Genomic DNA, 22,147 nt, shown 5'->3' with positions numbered 1-22,147 from the left:
AAGCATAAAAAGTACGTTATAATCCTTCTATAAAATAAATAGTTAGCTACACTCATATAATCGCGGGGATATGGCCTGCAAGTTTCTACCGAAGTACCGTAAATACTTTGACTATGAGTGAGGACGAATATAATTGCTTGTTTAGCATTCTTTTTTTGCGAAACTCCAAAAGCGCGTCTCTCACTTGTAACGAGTGGTGGCGGCTTTTGGAGTTTTTTTATTGCATAAGAGGGGGAACAAACATGAAAGTATTACAAGAAAAGATTTTGAACGAAGGAAAGGTTTTATCTGGTGACGTATTAAAGGTAGATGCTTTTTTAAATCATCAAATTGATCCAGTACTTATGCAAGAAATCGGAAAAGAATTTGCTAAACGTTTTAAAGAAGAGAACATTACAAAAATCGTGACGATTGAATCTTCAGGCATTGCACCATCGGTTATGGCTGCATTAGAGCTTGGTGTAAAAGTAATTTTTGCACGAAAACGTAAATCGTTAACGTTACAAGATAATATGTACGTTGCAAACGTATATTCATTTACAAAACAAGAAACAAATGAAATTTCATTATCTCGAAATCATATCGATGAAAATGATCGTGTATTAATCATCGATGACTTTTTAGCAAACGGTCAGGCTGCTTTAGGTTTAATGAGTTTAGTAGAGCAAGCCGGAGCGAGTATTGCAGGAATTGGAATTGTTATTGAAAAAGCATTTCAAGATGGAGGAAAGAAGCTTCGTGAACAAGGCGTTCGTGTTGAATCACTAGCAGAAATTGCATCACTTGATAACGGCACAGTTACATTTGTACAGCAAGAAACTGCGGAGGTGAAATAAACGATGAAGCAGCATCCATTTAAAATTGCATCGCTTGGTATGCAGCATATGCTTGCAATGTATGCTGGAGCAATTATCGTTCCGCTTATTGTGGGCGGTGGACTTGGTTTGAATCAAAAAGAGTTAACATATTTAGTCTCAATTGATTTATTAATGTGCGGCGTTGCGACAATTTTACAAGCACTATCAAATCGCTTTTTCGGTATTGGGCTTCCAGTTGTGCTTGGTTGTACATTTACAGCGGTTGGACCGATGATTGCGATTGGAAAACAATACGGTGTGTCTTCAATTTATGGAGCAATTATTGCTGCTGGGTTATTCGTTGTTATTTTTGCGAAATTATTTGGAAAACTTGTAAAACTGTTTCCACCTGTTGTAACAGGATCTGTCGTTACAGTAATTGGAGTTACACTTGTTCCAGCGGCAATTAATGATATGGCTGGAGGAGTAGGAAGTAAAGATTTCGGTAGTCTTGAAAATTTAGCATTAGCATTTGGTGTGTTACTATTTATCATCATTATGTATCGTTTCTTCGACGGATTTATTCGTTCAATCTCTATTTTGCTAGGTTTATTGTTCGGTACTATCGTTGCAGCGTTTATGGGGAAAGTAAGTTTGCAAGCGGTTGGAGAGGCGGATTGGTTCCACGGTATTCAACCATTTTACTTCGGTACACCAACATTTGAATTAACACCAATTATTACGATGATTTTAGTTGCTTGCGTAGGGATTGTAGAAGCAACGGGTGTATACTTTGCATTATCTGATATTTGCAATAAAAAAATCGGTGAAAAAGAATTAACAAAAGGCTATCGCGCAGAAGGATTAGCGATGGTGTTAGGTGGCATTTTCAACGCGTTCCCATATACAACATACTCTCAAAACGTAGGACTTGTTCAATTAACTGGAGTAAGAAATCGCGTTATTATTTATACTTGCGGTGGTATGTTAATCGTACTTGGTTTCATTCCTAAAATCGCAGCTATTACCACAATTATCCCAAAATCAGTACTGGGCGGTGCGATGTTAGCGATGTTCGGTATGGTTATGGCATATGGTATTAAAATGTTAAGTAGCGTTGATTTTGGTAAACAAGAAAACTTATTAATCGTTGCATGTTCTGTCGGAATTGGGCTTGGCGTAACAGTCGTTCCTACATTATTTTCACAACTTCCAGAAAGCATTCGTATTTTAACAGATAACGGAATTGTACTTGGAAGTGCGTCAGCAGTACTTTTAAATATCGTATTTAATATGGTGCCGCAGCGCAAAGTGAAAGTAGAAGAAGAGCCAGTATCTATGCAAAGTGCAGTAAGAGAAGCGTGAAAAAGCAAGGTCTCGTTATGAGACCTTGCTTTTCTTTTTAAGTGGCATTATTTTCCCGTACGTACCAAGACGCCAAATGTACTCAAGTGGCCCGTATTGGTAATGTGAAAGCCACCAGCGGCTAATAAAGATTTGTAACGTGTAGAAACTAATGCAGAATATTGGTCCAACCCATAATGGAGCAGGATAATAATTTTTAAGGAATAGACCAAATACAAGTAATGTAACAATTGTATGCGAGATGTAATTTGTTAATGCCATTCGTCCAACGTATTGGAATGGACGTAATAACGTTTGCCATTTTTCTTTTTGTAATAAACGCATGAGCGTGAAAATGTAGAATATGAATAACGTTTTTCCGCTAAACATTGTAAAGACCTGCATATAAATTGGTTCATAAAATGGTTTTGATAAGAAGTAACGGACCATGAAGAACCACATTGGTAATGTTAAAAGGAACATAATAATTTGCCATTTTTTAAGTTTTGGATCTAACTCTTTCGTGCGGCGGAAAATATCCTTTTTGCCGGCGTATAAACCAAGCAAAAATAGCCCAACTGTTTCTGGAAGCATAAGTAAATTTAATCCAATTCCATCAGCGTAAAATGCATGGAAACGATTTTGTATTTGTGACAGCCAGTCTTCTAATGGCATGATAGGTAAGGAAAAACCTAGCTCTTCCTTTGGTACCAATGCAACCGTAATACCAGCCATTAGCATAATGAATTGAAAAATACTCAATAAAACGATAGCCCATATTAAAATAGTACGAGGTTCTCTCTTATAAAATAAAAATAAGAAAAATCCAGCAATCGCATAAGTATGTAAAATGTCACCGTCCCATAAAAGAACGTAATGTAAGAAACCGAATAATAATAAAATAAGTAAGCGGCGAACAAACAAAGTTTTTGGGCGTTCGGTTTTCGCCTCAGCACGACTCATAAAAATATAAAAACCTAATCCGAATAAAAACGAAAAAATTGTATAAAATTTCGTTTGAATAAACATATCGTAAAATAGGCGAATATAGCTGTCTATCCCTTCGTAAATTCCTGAAAGATCACGTGAGTCAACCCCGGCGATAACAGGCCAATTCACAAGAAAAATACCTAGTACAGCTATTCCTCTAATAATATCGATGGAGTGTATCCTCTCGCCATGTGTGAGATTTTGCGTCATTTTTTTCCTCCTTGTTAAGTAATTCCCTTTTATTATACAAAATGTAAGATGGAGGGGATAGGCGATATTTCCATTTTTTTAAACTGTTAAGTTATGTAGGATAAGATATAATAAGAGTGCACAATAAGTTTTACCCTTTTTCAAAACAGGCAGTAAAGCTCCTTCTTATAAGGAGCTTTCTTTATGAAAAGTGTTGATAATGATTCTCTTTAATGATAAAATATATTTAAAATTGATAATCATTATCAAAAAAGGTTGGTGCGTAAGTATGGTATATACATTAGTAGCAGGTACAGTCGCTGTATATGCAGTTATTGCGAAGTATGTTTTAAATGGAGTAGGAACAGCAAAATGAGTGATATGACATAAAATCCCTTTCATTTGTAAAAAGAATGAAAGGGATTTTTTATTTTTAATGAGAATATGCTGAAAATTTAGTATGATAGTAAAGTGAAACTGTAATCAATGGGTAGGTGTAACTCTCACTGGTTATGAGCTCGCAATTAGCGGGAAAAAGTATATACATCTTGGATAAAGGGGAACAAGGGGATGACAAACATAGTACAGACAAACGGTATGAAAAAACTTGTTTGTTTTTATGAAGAGTGGCAAAAACACGGCGATGCAGAGAATAGTTTAAAGTTGTTTGAGGTGATTCAAAAATATAAACAAGAACAGCTTATGATAGCGTTCTGTGGTCACTTCTCTGCGGGGAAATCAACGATGATGAATCATCTATATAAAGCGCAGCTGTTACCAACAAGTCCAATTCCGACAAGCGCTAACGTTGTCAAAATTGAAAAAGGAATGGATCGTGTTGTTGTAACGGTTAAATCTGGAGAACAGTACGAGTATGACGGTGCATATTCAGCTGAAGAATTAAAACAAATTTGTAAAGATGGTGATGAGGTAATTGGTGTTCACATTTATCGGAATGATGCGCCAATTCCTGAAGGTGTTATGTTAGTAGATACACCAGGGATTGACTCAACAGATGATGCCCATCAATTAGCGACAGAATCAACGCTACATCTAGCAGACGTAATTTTTTATATGATGGATTATAATCACGTCCAATCGGAAGTGAATTTGCAATTTGTTAAAGAATTGAAACAACGTAATAAAACGGTTTATCTCGTTGTCAATCAAATAGATAAACATAAAGAAAATGAATTGTCGTTTGAGAATTATAAAGATAGTGTAAAGCAATCGTTCTCTAACTGGGATATTGAAGTAGATGGAGTATATTATACGTCATTACGAATGATGAACCATCCACATAATGAAATTGGAAGCTTAGAAACGTTAATTACTTCTATTATGAAAGAAAAAGAGCAGTATGTAAGGACTGGAATGGAGCGAGAAACAGAATATTTAATGGGGGAACATTTCTCGTTTATTGTTTCTGAAAATGAAAAAGCTCTTTTGAAATATGAGGAAGAGTTAGCATCACCACTTTCTATTTCAGAGGTAGTTGAAAAGAAGGAAGAGTTAACGGAAGCGAAAAATCGTGAGGCAAGTAAAGAGTCTCATGTGAGAAATGAATTTATAAAAGGCCTACAAGCTATATTAGATAACGCGTATTTAATGCCATTTGAAATGAGAGAATTGGCAAATGCGTACTTAGAAACGAAATTAACAAAGTTTAAAGTCGGTTTGCTATTTGCGAAAGGAAAGACGGAGCAAGAAAAACAAAGGCGTGTAGAGGCGTTTTATTCTGCCCTTCAAAAGACTGTTGAAACGCAGCTTGATTTTCATGTGAAGGAATTTATTGTAGCCTTTTTAAAAGAAGAAGGATTGTTCACGGAGGAAATTGGGAAAGACATATATGGGTTAGAAATTGCTTTCGGACCAGAAATGTTGGCTGAGGTAATTAAACAAGGCGCAGGTTTCACAGGTGATTACTTACTTCTTTATACAGCGGATGTAGCGAATGAACTAAAGAAGCGTTATTTTATAAAAGCACAGCAAATTTTTGATAAAAGTGCGGTCGTTTTAAAGCAAAAGGTGAGGGAAGCAGTTGCTCGTATTGAAGAAGAGATTGAAACATATACGATGTTGCAAACGGCGAAAGAAACACAATTACAATACAATAACAATTTGGCGGCATATGAAGACTATTTACGAAATGTTTGGCACGATCATGTTGCTACGCCTGAAGGTTTGCAAATAGATGAGATATTGCAAAGGGAAAAGCAAATTGTTAGTGAGAAATTTACACTACAAGAGCAGGAAATCGTAAACGATAACGTAGCGATTCATGAAGAAGAGCTGAAAGGAACGGCGGCTTTAAATATTCAGCGGATATTAGAGAAAGTGAAAAAAGCTGAAACGATATTAGAGCCATTGCCAGCGCTGAAACATGTACAGCAAGAGGTAATAGAGAAAAGAAGACGTGTAGAAACAAAACAATTTACAGTAGCGTTATTCGGGGCATTTAGTGCTGGAAAATCATCATTTGCCAATGCCTTACTCGGTGAGAAAGTACTTCCTGTATCACCAAACCCGACGACGGCAACGATTAATCAAATTTTGCCGGTTACAGAGGAAAAACCACATGGAACAGTAATTGTTCAGTTTAAATCAAAGCAAGCGTTATTAGAAGATATGAAAGCTGTTTATAAGCTGTTTCATTATGAGATTGCTACGTTAGATGAAGCGTTAGCACAAATTGATAAAGTTATGAAATATCCTTCACCAACTGGGAAGCAAAAAACAACATTTAGCTTTTTACGAGCGGTACAAAAAGGGTATGATGCAGTTTCTACTTATTTAGGAGAACAAGTACAAGTTACATTAGAAGAGTTCTCTGATTATGTAGCGAATGAAGAGAAATCATGCTTCGTTGAGTATATGGAACTTTATTATGATTGTGCTTTAACAAGGCAGGGAGTAGCGCTTGTAGACACACCTGGAGCGGATTCTATCAATGCTCGCCATACGGATGTTGCATTTCAGTATATTAAAAACGCAGATGCTATTTTATTTGTAACATATTATAACCATGTATTCTCTCGTGCTGACCGTGAATTTTTAATTCAGCTTGGTCGTGTAAAGGATACTTTTGCCCTTGATAAAATGTTCTTCTTAATTAATGCTGCGGATTTAGCAGAGTCTGAAGAAGAACTTGAAATGGTAAAAGGTTATATCGCAGATCAGCTACTGCAATACGGTATTAGAAATCCGCGTTTATTTGCAATTTCAAGTTTATGTGCGCTTGAAGAGAAACAAGGAAAGAATGTTGAAAAAGAGAAGTATGGTATTTTACAAAACTCTGGGATTACTAAGTTTGAGGAATCATTTACGTCCTTTATGATGAGAGATTTAATGCTTGTTTCTGTGCATGCTCTATATGGTGCGTTGCAAGGGGCAGATCAGCTTTTAGTAAACATGATAAAGGGTGCAAAGCAGGGGAATGAAGAGAAAGAGAAGCAAACGAAAAAATATGAAGCAGAGCGTGATCAACTACTTCATATCATTTCTTCATATAGTGTACTTGCTGAAGAACAGGCGATGCAAAATGAAGTGAAAGAGTTGCTTTATTACGTGCAACAGCGTCTATTCCTCCGCTATAATGATGTGTTTACTGAATTTATTAATCCGGCATCACTTCGAACGGATGGAAATGTGAAAACACAATTGCAACAGTGTGTTATGGAATTAGTAGCATTTATTCAGCATGATTTATTACAAGAAATGCGTGCGACATCATTACGCCTTGAAAAATGGATAGACGAAGCGATGAAGCGTGCAAAGGATGAAATTGTAGTGAACTGTAAAGTAGAAAATGAATCAATTTCTATGAATGGAACAGTGGAGTATGAATACAAAGATATTACACATAAAGAACCGTTCCCTTCAGTTGAAATAAAAGATTTCAAAAAAGCACTGGCACATTTTAAAAATGAGAAAAGCTTTTTTGAAAAGAATGACAAAGCTTTTATGCAAGAAGACGCTAAATCTGTATTAGAACCGCTCGTATCAAACTATGTAGCTGATGAAAAACATTTATTTGTTCATCATTATAAGCAAGAGTGGGATATGAAGTGGAATTTATTCCAAAAAGTGATGCAGCAAGATGTGATGAACTATTATGAAAGTATATTGTTTGCATTGGCTGAAACGATCGATGTATCTCTATATGAACAAAGTAAAGAACAATTGCAAAAGCAGTTAGTAGAGATTGAAAAAGAAATTTATGTTATATAGTCGTTATGAGAAAAAGATTCGTTCAATTTTCTTTTGAAGTACAGTATCTAAAGATTTTACAAATCCAGCAAATTCATCGGTAGAAATCATATGAGTAAGAACGAGTCGTCTGCCATCTGGTGTTTCACCGCATAAGACGAATGAAGAAAATTCATATGTTTTGTTTTCAACTACTAATTTTGGATAGGAATACGTGTCGCTTTTCTTCTTCTTTCCATCAATAGAGATGACGTTGCATTTTTTCTCATTGTTGTCCATGGTGAATCCCTCCTTTCTATTATTTATGGTAGACAAGGAGGGTTTAGAACAATAGAGAAGGGGGAATTTTTTATGTCTGTTGTAATAGAACGTATTCCAAAAGAGGCTATACCGAAGGCTTTATTGTTACTTGCGGATCCAAGTGAACGGCAAATAGCTACGTATGTACAAAGAGGATTAACATACGTAGCTAAGCAGGGGGGGAGCGTTATCGGTGTATATGTTCTTTTGGAAACAAGGCCAAAGACGATGGAAATCATGAATATTGCGGTTGCAGAGCATTTGCAAGGAAAAGGGATTGGGAAGAAGCTATTAAGGCATGCTGTAGAAACTGCTAAAGGATATGGTATGTCAAAACTTGAAGTTGGTACAGGCAATTCTAGTGTTTCACAACTTGCTTTATATCAAAAATGTGGATTTCGTATTTTTTCTATTGATTTTGATTACTTTTCGAAGCATTATGAAGAAGAGATTATTGAAAATGGGATTGTATGTCGTGATATGATCCGGCTTGCAATGGAATTGAATAAAAACGTATAACTATTTAGGGGGAAGAGAAGATGGAAGTACATAAAGCAATTACAGCACATTCTCGTAAACAAAATGAAAGTGTAAAAGCATGTTTACAATTAGATGCACAGCGTGAAGCAGCTATTGAAGCTGCCGTATCTCTTGCGTCAAATGGGAAAGAATTTTCGGTTGATGTCATTAATGTTGTAACGAAGCAGATTAATGATCTTGCAAAAAATGGTGTTACCTTGCAGCGTAAATATGTTACAGAAGAAATGGTTATGGAGTATGTAAGTCGTTTGAAAGAGAAAGAAGGTCGTTAAAGATGATAGTTACAGTCGAATGGTTACGTGAGCATATAGAAGATGAGAATGTCCGTATAATCGATTGTCGTTTTGATTTAGCGAATCCTAATTGGGGTAGAGAAAAGTATGAAGAAGGACATATTCCTCATGCGTTATATTTTGATTTGAATTTAGATTTATCAAGTCCTATAGCAGAACATGGTGGCCGCCATCCTTTACCAAATATTGATGAGTTTGCAGACAAGCTTTCGAAGGCTGGTATTGATGAACATACGACAGTAATTGCGTATGACAGTCAAGCCGGTGCAAATGCTGCTCGTTTATGGTGGTTATGTAACTATGTAGGACATGAGAAAGTATATATATTAGATGGTGGTTTCCAGGCTTGGAAAGAGAATGGACTACCGACAACAGCGGAAATTCCTGTTGCTATACGAAAAACATTCAAAGCTAATATACAAGATCATATGCTTGTAACGATGGAAACGGTCAGAGAGAATATCCGTGCAGGTGCGGATGTTACATTAATTGATTCAAGAGAGCCCAAACGTTATGCTGGTGTAGAGGAACTTGTCGATCATAAAGCAGGACATATTCCAACAGCGGTAAACCATTTTTGGAAGGATGGAATGTTGCAATCAGGACAATTTAAGAATAAAGCTGGGCAACAAGAACGATTCCAAAATCTGTCGAAAGATAAGGAAACCATTGTATATTGTGGTTCTGGTGTTACGGCATGTCCAAATATCGTCGCATTAAAATTGGCTGGATTCCAAAATGTTAAATTGTATGCAGGTAGCTGGAGTGATTGGATCTCTTATCCAGAAAATCAAATTGCAAAAGAAGAAGATTAATCACTTGCATGCAAAAATAATTTGTATTAAAATAAGGTCACAAGCAAGAGATTGCTCGAAAAACTTTGTATTTTACACATTGGAAACAATGTGATAATATAACGACAAGTAAATAATACATCCTGCGGTGTGCGTAACTTATTTATGTCTAAAACCGATGTTAGTTATACGGAAGCTCAATATTTAGCGACCATCATCAAGCCTTCCTTGTGGAGGAAGATGTACGGTAACTGTGAGGGCATCCACCTGCGAGTAGCGGGTTTTTGGACATTTACGAGGAGCGGCACGTGCGGGGGTCTTATTTCAACTAACCTTATATAAAATTCCTACGGTGTACGTAGCTTATGCATGTCTTAAACCAATAAGTTTAATATGGAAGTTCAATATTTAAATGTAGCTAACATGCCATCTTTTTAAGAAGGAAGTTACAAACATTTGTGAGGGCATCCACCTGTGAGAGCAGGTTTATGGACATCTAGAGAGAACGGCATATGTGGGGCTATATAAAAACCTTACGTTTTATACGTAAGGTTTTTTTGTTGCATAGATATATTAATATTATCTTGATTCACCTGTGAAGTTTCCATACAAAGTGTTGACATCTATTTTAAATAAGAGTAACATTTTCAATGTAATGAAAATAAGTCTCTGTTAGGTGAGGCTCCTGTATAGAGAAATGCTACTGCCCAAAAATGTCGAGAGACGCCAATGGGTCAACAGGAATGATCGAATTAAGGTTTTTCTTAACGTAGCTGGTAATGTACCTATGCTATACAGTGCTAAAACTCGGTGAGGGAGAGGTCCGTAGATTTCTAATTATATTAGAAATCGTTTATTTGTGTATGTAATGGCCGCTACTCTCTTAAGGGTAGGGGTCTTTTTTGTTACCAAGCTATGAGTAATTTCATATTATAAACTATAAAATTAAACGAGGAGGTGAGGAGCATGTCAAATTCTGACTCGGTTCCGTTACCCATATACTTCAAATCAAAAATATATGATGTAGGCAGGAAACGATTTGTTCCTCCCTCTATATTTATCACAATATAGCGTTTATAAAGCGCGAGACACTTTCACAGTAAAGTGGATAAATTGAGAAACAAAGCGTTTCTTCCTATGTTGTAAAGGAGGAGACGATAATATGTTATATGCAAACAAAACTGTGGGTAACACGTCATATAAACTAAGTAAAAAATCAATAAAAGAACAAACAATGCTCCAAAAAAATAAAGATTTATTAATTGAAATTGCAACAAGAGATGTAAAATCTGTATTTGCATATTTTAAAACAACAAGAGACGGACTATCAATGAAAGAGGCACAAAAACGTATTCAAGTATATGGCCGAAATGAACTAACTTCAAAAAGAGCACTTCTTGCAGAAGTAATGATGAAGCTAGGTGGCATGATTCCAGGTTTTTCAAAACAACGTGTGTGTGATGAATTACAACGTGAAACGATTACTGTATCTAGAGTAGAATGTTCTAGTAGTACAGGGCTAAATAGTGAACTGAAAATGATGGAGATACCTGTGCAAGAACTTGTACCTGGAGATATGATTTTTCTTTCGGCTGGAGATGCTGTGCCAGCTGATGTACGTATTATTTATGCAGATGATTTATTAGTGAATGAGTCTGTATTAACGGGAAACGAAGCGAATATAGAGAAGTTTGAGAGCTGCTATCACCTTGAACGTAAACGGTTTATTCCATTAAAACGGATGAAAGATTATAATCCACTTGAGCTTGAAAATGTATGTTTTAAAGGTTCGCATATCGTTAGTGGAAATGCAAAAGCTATCGTTGTTTCTACTGGAAAAAATACGTATTCAGGCATCTTGCATACTTGTTGTAGTAGAACGTCTTAATGTGTTAATGATGCTAAATATACAAAAACAATGTATAATAGACAAAGTTGAGCAAAAACGTAGAATGGTAATCTATTTATATAACCTTACGTGATAACGTAAGGTTATTATTTTTTTAATAGGAGAGGAATTATGAAAAAAGTATTATTAGTTGATGGTATGGCACTATTATTTCGTGCTTTTTACGCAACAAGTGTCTACGGACAATTTATGAAACGACAAGATGGAACCCCTACGAACGGGATTCATGGTTATATGAAACACTTATTAACAGCTACGCAAGCGATCGAACCAACACATATCGTTACATGCTGGGATATGGGAAGTACGACATTTAGAACAGAATCGTTCTCGAATTATAAAGCAAATCGTGCAGCGCCACCAGAAGAATTAATTCCTCAATTTGATTTAGTGCAAGAAATGACTGCAAAATTATCCATTCCAGTTATCGGTATGAAAGGCTACGAAGCCGATGATTGTATCGGTACGCTTGCAAAACAATATTGCAATGAAGCTGAAGTTTATATTTTAACAGGTGATACGGATTTACTTCAACTTGTTGATAAGAGCGTTACAGTCATGCTTCTGCGTAAAGGAATTGGAAATTACGAATATTACACACCGGAGAAAATCATGGAAGAAAAAGGTGTAGAGCCATGGCAAATCGTCCATGCAAAAGCTTTCATGGGAGATACAAGTGATAATTATCCAGGGGTAAAAGGTATCGGTGAAAAAACAGCGTATAAGCTTATTCAAGAGCACGGAACAGTATCCGCTGTACTAGAAAATGTAGAATCATTAACAAAAGCGCAGCGTACGAAGATTGAAAGTGATTTAGAGAACTTAAATATTTCGTTACAATTAGCCCAAATTCACTGTGAAGTTCCAATTTCATGTTCACTAGAAGAAGGATTACACACAATGGATGAAGAAAAACTTAGATTTGTTTGTGAAGAAATGAATTGGGGAAGACCTGAAATATTAATAAATATGCTATAAATAGTTTGGGAAGAGGGATGTTGCATAAGTCGAACTTTGACTTGGTGACACCTTCTTTTTGTTTTTGTAAACAGTATTATAATAAATAAAATTATGTCGAACTCAATTTTAAATATATAAATATTTCGACAAGATATAATGATAAAAGTTGATGAAAATAATAACTTTTATCATGAAGTGAATTAATTTCAACATAGTTTTAGATAATCATTTTTTCGTGTTCACAAAGTTGTCAGAAAATAAACGAGATTTTCATATGAAGTTCAAATAGAATTCACAACAATCAATTATTATAAGAACACACAGATAATTCTTTATCTTTTATATAAACCATCCCCCAAGGAGGACAATGAAAATGAGAAAAAAAGTGAGAAAATCTTTTAAACAATTATTAATTGAAAATAAACAATCACTATTAAATAATAAAGAAAATATGAAAGAAATTGAAGAGAGAATTGAGAAACGACATGTAGCATATAGTGGTGCCAGTAATTAAATAAAATAAAAAAGATAGCCTATGTAGGCTATCTTTTTTATTTTATATTGAAAAAACGCTATTCAGCTCTTTAATTTTGTAAATATGCAAGATATTTTTATAGCGTTTTTCTATCAATATTACTCATTTTTCGAGGTTGAAATTGGTATATACCAATTTTTGGGATTTTCTATTCAAAATATTACAAAAAATGTTACAATACACTCAAATTTATACTATAAAATCATTTTAATATGAAAAATTGGAATGAAAAGAAAGGAGAGGAATATGAATAAAGATGTCGCTTTGAAATGATTATTATCATTTCATTAGGAGTTGATGTAAAAAGATGAAAAGATACGAAGAATTGGACTCTATAAGAGGGATTTCTTCATTAGTAGTAATGATTGGTCATCATTTAATGATTTTTTCAGCATTTCAAAATTACAGTTATGAAGATAATAAACCATTTGTTGTGTATCTATTAAAAGAAACGCCTGCTCGTCTAATTTTTAGTAGTGGTAACGAATCAGTTATTATCTTTTTTGTTTTGAGCGGATTTGTTTTGTATGAATCTATTCAAAAAAACTATAGTAGCTATGGGTCATACCTTTTAAAACGTATATGCAGAATATATATTCCTTATATTGTGGCAATAATTATAGCTATTGTATGCCAGATTACAATTAGTGAATATGGTATTTCTTATTTAAGTGAATGGTTTAATCGCTCATGGACGATTAAAAGTTCTTCAAGCTTAATCGCACAACATATTTTATTGGTTGGGAAATATAATACAGATGCATATAACGGTGTGATTTGGTCACTTGTCCATGAAATGCGAATATCAATAATTTTCCCGTTAATTTTGATGATTTGCTTACGAAAAACGTTAAGGTGTTCATTACTATTATTGTTTAGTTTTAGTATATGTTCTGTCGTAATCTTATTTTTGTTTCGCTCGGGCTTAACATTAACAAGCTATGCATTAACATTGCATTACACAGTACTGTTTTTACTAGGAGCACTAGTTGCGAAGTATAAAAATAATTTAATAGTTTTTTATAGTAATTGTACTAAAAACACGAAAATTGCATGGTTTTTATTTGCGATTTTACTTTTTATGTATGAAGGGCTTATAGGAGAAATTAAAGTGCTCAATAATTTTATATTTCGAGACTACGTAGTGGCGATAAGTGCATGTTTATTTGTCATATTAAGTTTGTCAATATCAACTTTGTCGTCCTTGCTACATAATAAATATTTGTTATATTTGGGGAAGATTTCTTACAGTCTTTATTTATACCATATTATATCGTTGTTTTCCCTTATATACATGCTCCATGAAATATTACCGTTGCCTATTATTTTAATTTTTTCACTTGTTTTTTCGTTTATACTTGCAATGCTTTCGTATGTATATGTAGAAAAATTTGCATTCGGAGTCGGAAAGTATGTAACAAAACAAGTGGATAGAAGAGAGAAAGGGTTATCTGTAAAGAGTGAATTGCAGGATGTTATTCAGAAAAGGGCGGTGAAATAATTGAAGCAAGAAATGAGTATAAAAGATTTTCAACAATTACTGAAAAGAAGATTCGTAACGATTATTTTAACGATGTGTTGTTTAACCGCTTCTTTAGTTCTTATCTCTATGTATGTTTTAAAGCCGTCATATCAATATTCAACGCAAATTCTTGTTGGGAATTTAGATGAGTTTAATAAGGAAAATTCAACAAATAAAACACAAGAAAATAAGCAACTAGTAACATCGTATGTTGATATTTTAAAAAGCCCATTAATTATTTCAACAGTCAAAAAAACTTTGAAATTAGAGCAATCAAGTTATGAATTAGCACAAAAAATCTCGGTTGTGAATACGGACAACTCACAAATTGTAACTGTGACAGTAAAAGATTCCAATCCGAAAATCGTGAAAGACATTGTAAAGACATTGGCAGAGCAATCACAAAAAAGCTTTCAACAGTACACAAATGTACAAGGGGTGAAAGTATTAACTGATCCTGAGTTACAGGAACAGGCTGAAAAATTGTTTCCGAAATTTCAACTGATCATTCCTATTTCTTTAATTGTTAGTTTTTTTGTTGGGATAGGTTTAGCTGTATTTCGAGATTATTTTGATGAACGTATATACACGGAACAGGATTTAGAGAAAATAACAACAGTCTCTGTTATTGGTCACATAAATATGGAACCAAATAGAAAAAAGAAACCTACAGAGGTTGATAAAAAATCATCTATATATCGAGGTGAACATGTCGATGTTTAGAACAAAGAAGCAGCTGCCATTCAATTTGCATGATGATCTGATGAAAGAGCAGTTTTATACGGTGTATCACGAGCTGAAAAAATCCGGAAAACAACTGTTCACAGTTAGTTCAACGAAGGACAGAGGTGTTGTTGCCTCGCTTATAGTAAATATGGGTCTAGTGTTTGCGGAAATGAAAAAAAAGGTGTTACTTATTGATGTGAATTTTTCTGACCCTAAACTACATGTATTATTACAAAGTGATCACATGATAACAGTAAACGATATAATAAGCTCTTCCTCCTGCAATTATGAATCTTTTTCTAGTAATTTGTCTAATTACTTATATTGTATTCCTGCAAAAAAAACAGTACATACAGGGACGCCTTTAGTTGCTATGGATGAATTTGATAATGCGATTGCTAAGTGGAAAGAAGATTTTGATTACATTTTCGTTTATTCTTCTGAAGTATTTGAGCTTCCTGCTACGCACATTATTGCAGGGAAATGCGATGGAGTGGTTTTAGCAGTTAAAAAGCAAAAAGATTCACTACGTACAGTGCAAAAAGTAATAGCGGATATAAATAGGAAAGAATGTGAATTAATAGGTATAATTTTATATTCTTGAATGTGGGGGTAACGATCCATGATTCGTGAAACAAATCAAGCCAAGTTGTATACGATTCCGGCTCAAGAAAAGCCTAGCATATTGAATCGAAGTGTAAAACGCTTGTTTGATATTATATTTTCAATCATATTGTTACTATTAACAATACCAATTATGTTGTTCTTTTGTATTATGATTACCTTAGAAACATCAGGGGCTCCAATATACTTTCAAGAACGTTTAGGTATAAACGGGAAGAAGTTTAATGTATTTAAATTAAGGTCGATGGTAAAGGATGCTGAAATGAACGGACCACAATGGGCAAAAGAACATGATCAAAGAATTACAAAAGTTGGATTGTTTATAAGAAAAACGAGAATTGATGAATTACCACAGCTCTTAAACATTTTAAGGGGAGATATGTCTTTTGTAGGCCCTAGACCAGAGAGAGAGTTTTTTTATAATGAGTTTGATGCGTATATTCCAGAATTTAAGGAACGTTTAATAGTAAAACCAGGATTAACAGGATGGGCACAAATAAATGGAGGGTATAATCTTGATCCAAAGGAAAAGTTGAGGCTGGACATGGAGTATATTGAAATGAAAACATTTCGGATGGACATCCGTATTTTATGTAAAACCGTTTTAATTGTATTGAACGGTAATGGTGCAAGATAAATATATATGTAAACAAACAACATATGTAAGTAGGTTACTTGCAAAGGAGAACTTGTATGGGTAGATCTATTCTAAGCAATATTATCCATCTATTTTATAGTACGATTTTAGCTAACCTTCTTCAGGCCGTCAGTTTAATTGTTTTAGCAAACTTTTTTAACGCACAACATTATGGGATGTTTAGTGTTGCCATAGCAGTGACGTTTGTTATGTTATTTTTTACAGACTTAGGACTTAGTAATACGTTTCTTCGAGAAGGGGCAAAGGATGGAGCAGATTTAGAGCAGATTTTATCATCGTATATAAAAATAAGGATGATTCTACTTATTTTTATTTCTATCATCGGTTATATTGCTATTCATTATATGTATGCGGATAAAAATTTAATTTATATGATGATAAACGTAATGTTTTTCATGTTAATAGGATTAACTTGGCAAAACATAGGGATTGCCTATTTTCAACTGACGGAACGTATGAAGTATATAGCGCTCATAAAAGTTGTATCAGCATCAGTTGTCATTATAATTACATGTTTTTGTATTTTCGGAGAGTTACCGGTGTATGTAACAGCTCGCTTATATGCTTTTGGGTATATGATTGGTGGTTTATTCAGTATATATATCATGAGAAGAAAGACGAAAATGAATATGAAAGTCGTAATTCATAAAGCGTTATTTTGGCAATTAACTCCCTTTATTATTAGCGGTTTTTTAATAATGAGTACGCCACAATTAGCGCCTATCTTGCTTAACTATACATTGCCATTAAGTATGGTAGGTGTTTTTGCAGTGGCGTACCGGATGCCGGCAGCTTTATATCAAGTACCAGGGGTAATTGCAGGTGCATTTTTTCCGGTGCTCTTTAAGCATTATAACCAGAATAATATAGAAGAGCATACGAAATTAAATTTACTTCAAATTAAATCAATGGCGATTGTAGGAATATGTATGACGATCGGTTTATATCATTTAGCACCATACTTTATTTCTATATTTTTTCATGAAGAATGGAGGAATGCAGTAGAACCACTCCAAATATTATCATTTCTTATTGTGCTACAAAGTTTAAATATTGCCATTGCTGACGGTTTAACGACGAGTGGTTGTCAAAATAAGAGGACTGTTGTGCAGTGTGTAGCATTGGTGATAGGTGGGGTTATGCTTTATAGCTTTAGTAGTCTTGGTGGAGTGATAGGAGCGGCATACGCTATGGTTTTATTTGAAATAGTCGCTTTAGTGGGATATATAGCGGTAAGTGTAGTGAAGAAAAAAATTGTATTCCAAATTGTAATACCGTATACAATTTATTTTGGTGTAACCTTTATTGGAGTGCAATATATATTGCATACATATCATTTAATTGCGCTTGTTCTTAATATACTAATTGTAGTAGCTGCCATATTCCTATATGATTATGAGCTAAAAAAACTTCTTCTTTCTTTTATAAGAAAAATACGCAAAAAGGATTATATTACGAAACAGGGGATATAGCCTATGGAAAATAATATGAAAGTATCAATGGGATGGATTATTCTTCTAATATTATTTGTCATGTTAAGTAAATACAATTTATATATTGGATTTTCATTGAAGATATATATGATTTTTTTAGTCATATATTTTTGTTTAACAATTAAAGACTTTCATATTCAAAAGTTATATTTTCATGAAGTTATATTTTTACTGTTTTATTTCATTTATTGTTTAAGCGGAATTCTTTCTATGTATTTAAATGCTAGTATTCGTATGATTTTTGGCGTGCTACTCGTTTTAGGATGCTATTTTATAATGAGAAATTTATTGGGGAATACTGAAATAGTGGTACTTGAATCATCCATTGCTTATGTAGGAATAGTATTTAATGTTGTAAGTCTACTACTCTATATAATCGGTTTACAATACTTTAGTTTATACGGTGGAGAAGAGAGAGAAATTTTTGCTGGATTATTAGTTGATAGAGGATATCCACGGTTAATTGGATTGCTAGATGATCCTAACATTTTTATTTTCTATAATACAATATTTTTTATGTACTATATGACGAATTTGCAAAATATCACTAACATCTTAGGGTTAATTTTATGTGTTACGACGAGTCTATTAACCTTTTCAAGAGGGGGAATATTAGCGCTTGTGCTTGTCATTTTTGTATATATATGTATGTCTAGTTTCGCTAAAAAAATAAAAATAATTATGAGTTTAGTATTGTTTAGTGTAGTTATTTTTAGTTTATCGAATAGTGTAATGGGGGGCCAATTAGATGACATATTAAATAAACGAATTTCTGATTTTTCCCATGATAATGGAAGTGGTAGATTTACATTATGGGAAGCTGCTTTTAAATATTATTTATCCAATCCATATATCGGAATTGGTGCGTTTAACTTCTCTAATTATTATGAGTATCAATTTAATGAAAAATTATATGTACACAATACATTTTTAGAAATTTTGTCTGAGTCGGGTACAATTGGTTTTCTTCTATATAGTGCGTTTTTATTCATATTAATGTTTAAGTTAGCGCAGCATACTTTGTTTCGTGAAAAACCATACCTTCTATTGACTATGATTGCATTTTTATTTCAGATGATGTCATTGTCACTCATTATTAACGAAGCGTTCTTTTTATTTTTAGCAGTTGTTGTGAAGTATATTTCAATATATGAAGGAAGGGGAAAGATAGATGGTAAAATGTCTATCAGCACATAATAAGGCGCCTCATGTTTCTGTAATAACACCTTCTTATAATAGTAGACGATTTATAGGTGAGACAATTTTATCTGTACAGAATCAATCGTATGAAAACTGGGAAATGATTATCGTTGATGACTGTTCAACCGACCAATCTGCCGCAAAAATTAAAGAGATAATAGAAGGAGACTCACGTATTAGGTTATTATCATTAAAAGAAAATGTTGGTGCTGCTAAAGCTCGGAATTTAGCGATTCGAGAGGCGAGAGGAAGGTACATTGCCTTTTTAGATAGTGATGATATATGGTTGCCGCATAAATTGAAGACACAATTGTTATTTATGGAAGAAATGAATATTGCTTTTTCATATGCGTCGTATAGTTTAATTGATGAAAATGGTAATGAATTAAATCGCGAAGTGAGTGTACCAAAATCTGTTGACTATCATTATTTAGTAGGAAATACAATTATCGGGTGTTTAACGGTGATGATTGATCGTGAAAAAATTCCGTATGTCGAAATGCCTAGTGTACAGCCGGAAGATACAGCGTTATGGCTGAACTTATTACATGAAGGGCATGAAGCAAAAGGGATACAGCAAGTATTAGCGAAGTATCGAATTGTAGCAAATTCTGTTTCGAGAAATAAAGTTAGAGCAGCTTTTCGGTATTGGAAATTATTAAGGGACCAAAAAAGTCTTAATGCAGTGCAAAGCTTTTACTATTTTAGTAAGTATGCTTATCATGCTTATAAAAAAAATAAAATCAATGTAGTTGGGAAGACGCAATTATGAATATACTGTTGATGACTGATAAATTGATAACTGGCGGAGCCGAAAATTATTTCTGTAAATTAGAAAATAATTTGCATTATGAGGATTTTAAGATTTATACAGCTGCAGGTGATGGAGAACTATATGAATCCCTTACTAGAAAAGAAAATTTTATCTTACTTAGTCGATGGAATCATTTGAGAAATATTTATTATTTACGAAACGAAATTTGTAAACGAAAGATAGAACTTATTCATGCAAATAGTTTGCGAATGGTATTATATGCTTTTCTACTTCAAAAGTTTATTAAAAAAAAGATGAAAATTGTTTATACGAAACACAATGTAACGATATTAGAAAAGAAAATGCCAACGCTTTTTCGGTATTTCATGAATAAATATGTGAACAATATTATTACAGTAAGTGAGTTTGAAAAGAACAATTTAATTTCAATTCATGTAGCAGAAGAAAAAATAAATACAATTTATAACGGTGTTGATATTGAAAAGTTTTTATTCCAGCAGAAAAAGAAAGAATCTACATATAAAATAGGGATATTAGCTAGATTATCCAAAGAGAAAAACCATCAACTATTTGTCAAAATTGCAAATGTGTTGAAAAAGAGAAATGATTTTATGTTTTATATTGCTGGTGATGGACCAGAGAAAGAATCGATTATGAAAGAAATAGAAAAATATGGATTGCAGCAAAGGGTGAAGATGCTAGGGAATATTTCAGAGCCGCATGAGTTTATAGGGAATATGGACGCCTTACTTTTATTATCTTTTCGTGAAGTGTTTCCAATGGTAGTAATTGAAGCGATGGCTACAGGGACACCAATTGTTTCAATAGATGTTGGTGGAATACATGAAGCGGTAATAGATGGAGAGTCAGGTGTTTTGATATCTGAATATTGCGAATCAGAATTCGCAAGTGCGCTTGAGGAACTACAAGGGAATGAAGAAAAGGTAACTGCTATTAGATTGAAAGCACGAGAGAAAGCAATGAGATATTTCTCGTTAACTAAAATGATAGAGGAAACGAAAAATATATATGAATTAAACAAATGACCGAGTAGGTCGTTTGTTTTTTTTATTATAGAAACTTTTAAGAGACAACTCACATATTATATGAAAAAGGTAATATGAGGAGTGAATTTATTTTGTCAGAATATATTTCATCCCAAGAAGATTGTGCGCCAGAAAGTAGCGTTCATATTGATTGTTTTGGCGCAGTTCCAAACTCGGGAAATGATAGCTCATTAGCAATTCAGCAAGCTATTGATTATTGTGTAGCGAATCGAATTTCGACGGTTAGAATTACAGGGGTAAATACGTACAAAATTGTAAAGCCGATTGTTATTAAATCAAACGTAAGATTAGAGTTGGATCCTACCGTAACACTGCAAATTGATGGGGATTTTAATGCATTTGAGCTACAAAGTAACGCTTCGATAGTTGGTGGTACTCTTCAAGTTATAAATCCATTGTTTCAATCTGCTGTTATTTATGTTTCTGGTTCACAACAAATCGAAGTACCTAATCAATCTGTTATATCAAATATAAATATAATAAATACAACTCCATCGTATAAAGGAAAAGCTATACATTTTTATTGTCAAAAGGCATGGGATTTTATTAGTTTCTTTCAAGTTAAATTTATTCAAATTAAAAACTTTCAAACTGCAATACATTTGAAGACAGAATATATAAATGATATCAATACACCTTGCTGGATTAACGCCAATGTATTTCAATCTATATTTATTGATGGATGTGTGTATGGGATTGAAGTAGATGGAAATAGTGATTTGCCAAATGAAAGTTCAGGAAATACGTTTCATGATATTCAAGTGCAATGTAGACAACAAACGGAAAAAGTAATTCGTTGTTCAGGTGCGTATAATACATTTGATTGTATGATCTGGGATACGTACCGGATGAGTAGTGAACAAATTGTTATTGAATTTTCTTCCAATTCTCATCGTAATTACCTTTTTTCAAATCTGCTTTCGACAACTATTGTAGATAAAGGACAATACAATGTTTGTAAGTCTACTTATGAAGAATCCCTACGAATTCAGTTACCTTTGACGTTAAATAGACCTCATTTAATAGGAAATCAAGATGATATTTTAGTAAATGCTCAGCAGAAATATAACGTTAAGCAAGTAAGTGGAAAAGTGCCGTACGGGGGAAATCTCACATGCCCATCAACTTAAAAGTGTTAACTATCCCCAAAAGTAAAAAATGCCATCCTTTCTTTATATTCGTGATAGAATATAAAGAAATTGAATGTTTTTTCTTAATATTA

At 33.7% G+C, this 22,147-nt stretch carries 20 protein-coding genes, 2 other RNA genes, 1 pseudogene and 2 riboswitches; of the genes and pseudogenes, 21 read left to right on the top strand and 2 right to left on the bottom strand.

Translation table 11 applies throughout. From position 1 onward, the window contains the following. The first annotated feature begins 32 nt into the window (after positions 1-32). Positions 33-134, top strand: a riboswitch (purine riboswitch). A gap of 108 nt (positions 135-242) precedes the next feature. Together ACS2CR_RS20970 and pbuX are read left to right on the top strand one after the other, a co-directional pair. Further along, positions 243-836 carry a xanthine phosphoribosyltransferase gene (locus ACS2CR_RS20970; protein ID WP_000866496.1) on the top strand — a complete coding sequence of 198 codons (594 nt, stop codon included), beginning with the start codon at positions 243-245 and terminating at the stop codon, positions 834-836. Between the two features lie 3 nt (positions 837-839). After that, positions 840-2,162: a xanthine permease PbuX gene (gene pbuX / locus ACS2CR_RS20965; protein ID WP_000809223.1), complete on the top strand. Its 1,323-nt coding sequence runs from the start codon at positions 840-842 to the stop codon at positions 2,160-2,162. Between the two features lie 15 nt (positions 2,163-2,177). Here the strand turns inward: pbuX and ACS2CR_RS20960 are convergent, their stop codons facing one another. After that, entirely contained in the window at positions 2,178-3,341 is a 1,164-nt protein-coding gene (locus tag ACS2CR_RS20960; RefSeq protein ID WP_053514227.1) for a DUF418 domain-containing protein, read from the bottom strand. 190 nt (positions 3,342-3,531) lie between these two features. Here ACS2CR_RS20960 and ACS2CR_RS20955 point away from each other — a divergent pair, with 190 nt between their 5' ends. Together ACS2CR_RS20955 and ACS2CR_RS20950 are read left to right on the top strand one after the other, a co-directional pair. Then, positions 3,532-3,696, top strand: a complete 165-nt coding sequence (locus ACS2CR_RS20955; protein WP_002100871.1) for a hypothetical protein — start codon at positions 3,532-3,534, stop codon at positions 3,694-3,696. 194 nt (positions 3,697-3,890) lie between these two features. Then, positions 3,891-7,550: a dynamin family protein gene (locus tag ACS2CR_RS20950; RefSeq protein ID WP_053514226.1), complete on the top strand. Its 3,660-nt coding sequence runs from the start codon at positions 3,891-3,893 to the stop codon at positions 7,548-7,550. A 3-nt stretch (positions 7,551-7,553) separates the two neighbouring features. Here the strand turns inward: ACS2CR_RS20950 and ACS2CR_RS20945 are convergent, their stop codons facing one another. Then, positions 7,554-7,808, bottom strand: a complete 255-nt coding sequence (locus ACS2CR_RS20945; protein WP_000369740.1) for a DUF3931 domain-containing protein — start codon at positions 7,806-7,808, stop codon at positions 7,554-7,556. A gap of 72 nt (positions 7,809-7,880) precedes the next feature. On the opposite strand from ACS2CR_RS20945, the gene ACS2CR_RS20940 reads away from it, so the two are divergent. The 17 genes and pseudogenes from ACS2CR_RS20940 to ACS2CR_RS20860 all read left to right on the top strand — a co-directional run. Beyond that, a complete protein-coding gene (locus ACS2CR_RS20940) occupies positions 7,881-8,348 on the top strand; it encodes a GNAT family N-acetyltransferase (protein ID WP_000117686.1) in 468 nt (155 codons plus the stop codon). A gap of 20 nt (positions 8,349-8,368) precedes the next feature. Next, positions 8,369-8,641 (top strand): YpbS family protein, encoded by a 273-nt coding sequence (locus tag ACS2CR_RS20935; RefSeq protein WP_000451818.1) that lies wholly within the window; start codon positions 8,369-8,371, stop codon positions 8,639-8,641. A 2-nt stretch (positions 8,642-8,643) separates the two neighbouring features. After that, complete coding sequence (locus ACS2CR_RS20930; protein WP_053514225.1) at positions 8,644-9,477, top strand: sulfurtransferase; 834 nt, start codon at positions 8,644-8,646, stop codon at positions 9,475-9,477. Between the two features lie 116 nt (positions 9,478-9,593). Next, positions 9,594-9,776, top strand: a non-coding RNA gene (ssrS, locus tag ACS2CR_RS20925) — 6S RNA. A gap of 21 nt (positions 9,777-9,797) precedes the next feature. Continuing rightward, a non-coding RNA gene (gene ssrS / locus ACS2CR_RS20920) (6S RNA) lies at positions 9,798-9,981 on the top strand. Positions 9,982-10,117: 136 nt separating this feature from the next. Then, positions 10,118-10,283: riboswitch (M-box (ykoK) riboswitch) on the top strand. A 335-nt stretch (positions 10,284-10,618) separates the two neighbouring features. After that, positions 10,619-11,344: a P-type ATPase gene (locus tag ACS2CR_RS20915; RefSeq protein ID WP_000964949.1), complete on the top strand. Its 726-nt coding sequence runs from the start codon at positions 10,619-10,621 to the stop codon at positions 11,342-11,344. A 132-nt stretch (positions 11,345-11,476) separates the two neighbouring features. Next, entirely contained in the window at positions 11,477-12,343 is an 867-nt protein-coding gene (locus ACS2CR_RS20910) for a 5'-3' exonuclease (protein ID WP_000757075.1), read from the top strand. A 355-nt stretch (positions 12,344-12,698) separates the two neighbouring features. After that, the gene (locus tag ACS2CR_RS20905) at positions 12,699-12,839 is read left to right on the top strand and encodes an FbpB family small basic protein (RefSeq protein ID WP_001228048.1); all 141 of its coding nucleotides are present in this window, start codon (positions 12,699-12,701) and stop codon (positions 12,837-12,839) included. A gap of 328 nt (positions 12,840-13,167) precedes the next feature. Then, positions 13,168-14,361, top strand: coding sequence for an acyltransferase family protein (locus ACS2CR_RS20900; RefSeq protein ID WP_000833058.1), 1,194 nt, complete (start codon positions 13,168-13,170; stop codon positions 14,359-14,361). Then, a complete protein-coding gene (locus ACS2CR_RS20895) occupies positions 14,362-15,105 on the top strand; it encodes a YveK family protein (protein ID WP_000807055.1) in 744 nt (247 codons plus the stop codon). Then, the gene (locus ACS2CR_RS20890) at positions 15,092-15,712 is read left to right on the top strand and encodes a CpsD/CapB family tyrosine-protein kinase (RefSeq protein ID WP_002100874.1); all 621 of its coding nucleotides are present in this window, start codon (positions 15,092-15,094) and stop codon (positions 15,710-15,712) included. Before ACS2CR_RS20895 ends, ACS2CR_RS20890 begins: the two co-directional genes overlap by 14 nt. Positions 15,713-15,730: 18 nt before the next feature. Beyond that, positions 15,731-16,369: a sugar transferase gene (locus tag ACS2CR_RS20885; RefSeq protein ID WP_000617648.1), complete on the top strand. Its 639-nt coding sequence runs from the start codon at positions 15,731-15,733 to the stop codon at positions 16,367-16,369. Positions 16,370-16,425: 56 nt separating this feature from the next. Then, on the top strand, positions 16,426-17,862 hold the full coding sequence (locus ACS2CR_RS20880; RefSeq protein WP_000533743.1) for an oligosaccharide flippase family protein: 1,437 nt from the start codon (positions 16,426-16,428) through the stop codon (positions 17,860-17,862). Between the two features lie 3 nt (positions 17,863-17,865). Continuing rightward, a complete protein-coding gene (locus ACS2CR_RS20875; RefSeq protein ID WP_000429870.1) occupies positions 17,866-19,080 on the top strand; it encodes an O-antigen ligase family protein in 1,215 nt (404 codons plus the stop codon). After that, complete coding sequence (locus tag ACS2CR_RS20870) at positions 19,055-19,855, top strand: glycosyltransferase family 2 protein (RefSeq protein WP_000237694.1); 801 nt, start codon at positions 19,055-19,057, stop codon at positions 19,853-19,855. Before ACS2CR_RS20875 ends, ACS2CR_RS20870 begins: the two co-directional genes overlap by 26 nt. Continuing rightward, the gene (locus ACS2CR_RS20865) at positions 19,852-20,904 is read left to right on the top strand and encodes a glycosyltransferase family 4 protein (RefSeq protein ID WP_001023684.1); all 1,053 of its coding nucleotides are present in this window, start codon (positions 19,852-19,854) and stop codon (positions 20,902-20,904) included. The genes ACS2CR_RS20870 and ACS2CR_RS20865 overlap by 4 nt, the downstream gene beginning before the upstream one ends. A gap of 92 nt (positions 20,905-20,996) precedes the next feature. After that, positions 20,997-22,037: pseudogene (locus ACS2CR_RS20860) on the top strand (hypothetical protein); the annotation flags it as partial. Positions 22,038-22,147 lie beyond the last annotated feature (110 nt).

It is taken from the genome of Bacillus cereus group sp. BceL291 (assembly GCF_051776705.1).
GTDB lineage: Bacteria > Bacillota > Bacilli > Bacillales > Bacillaceae_G > Bacillus_A > Bacillus_A cereus.
This window is presented reverse-complemented; position numbering and strand designations above follow the sequence as displayed.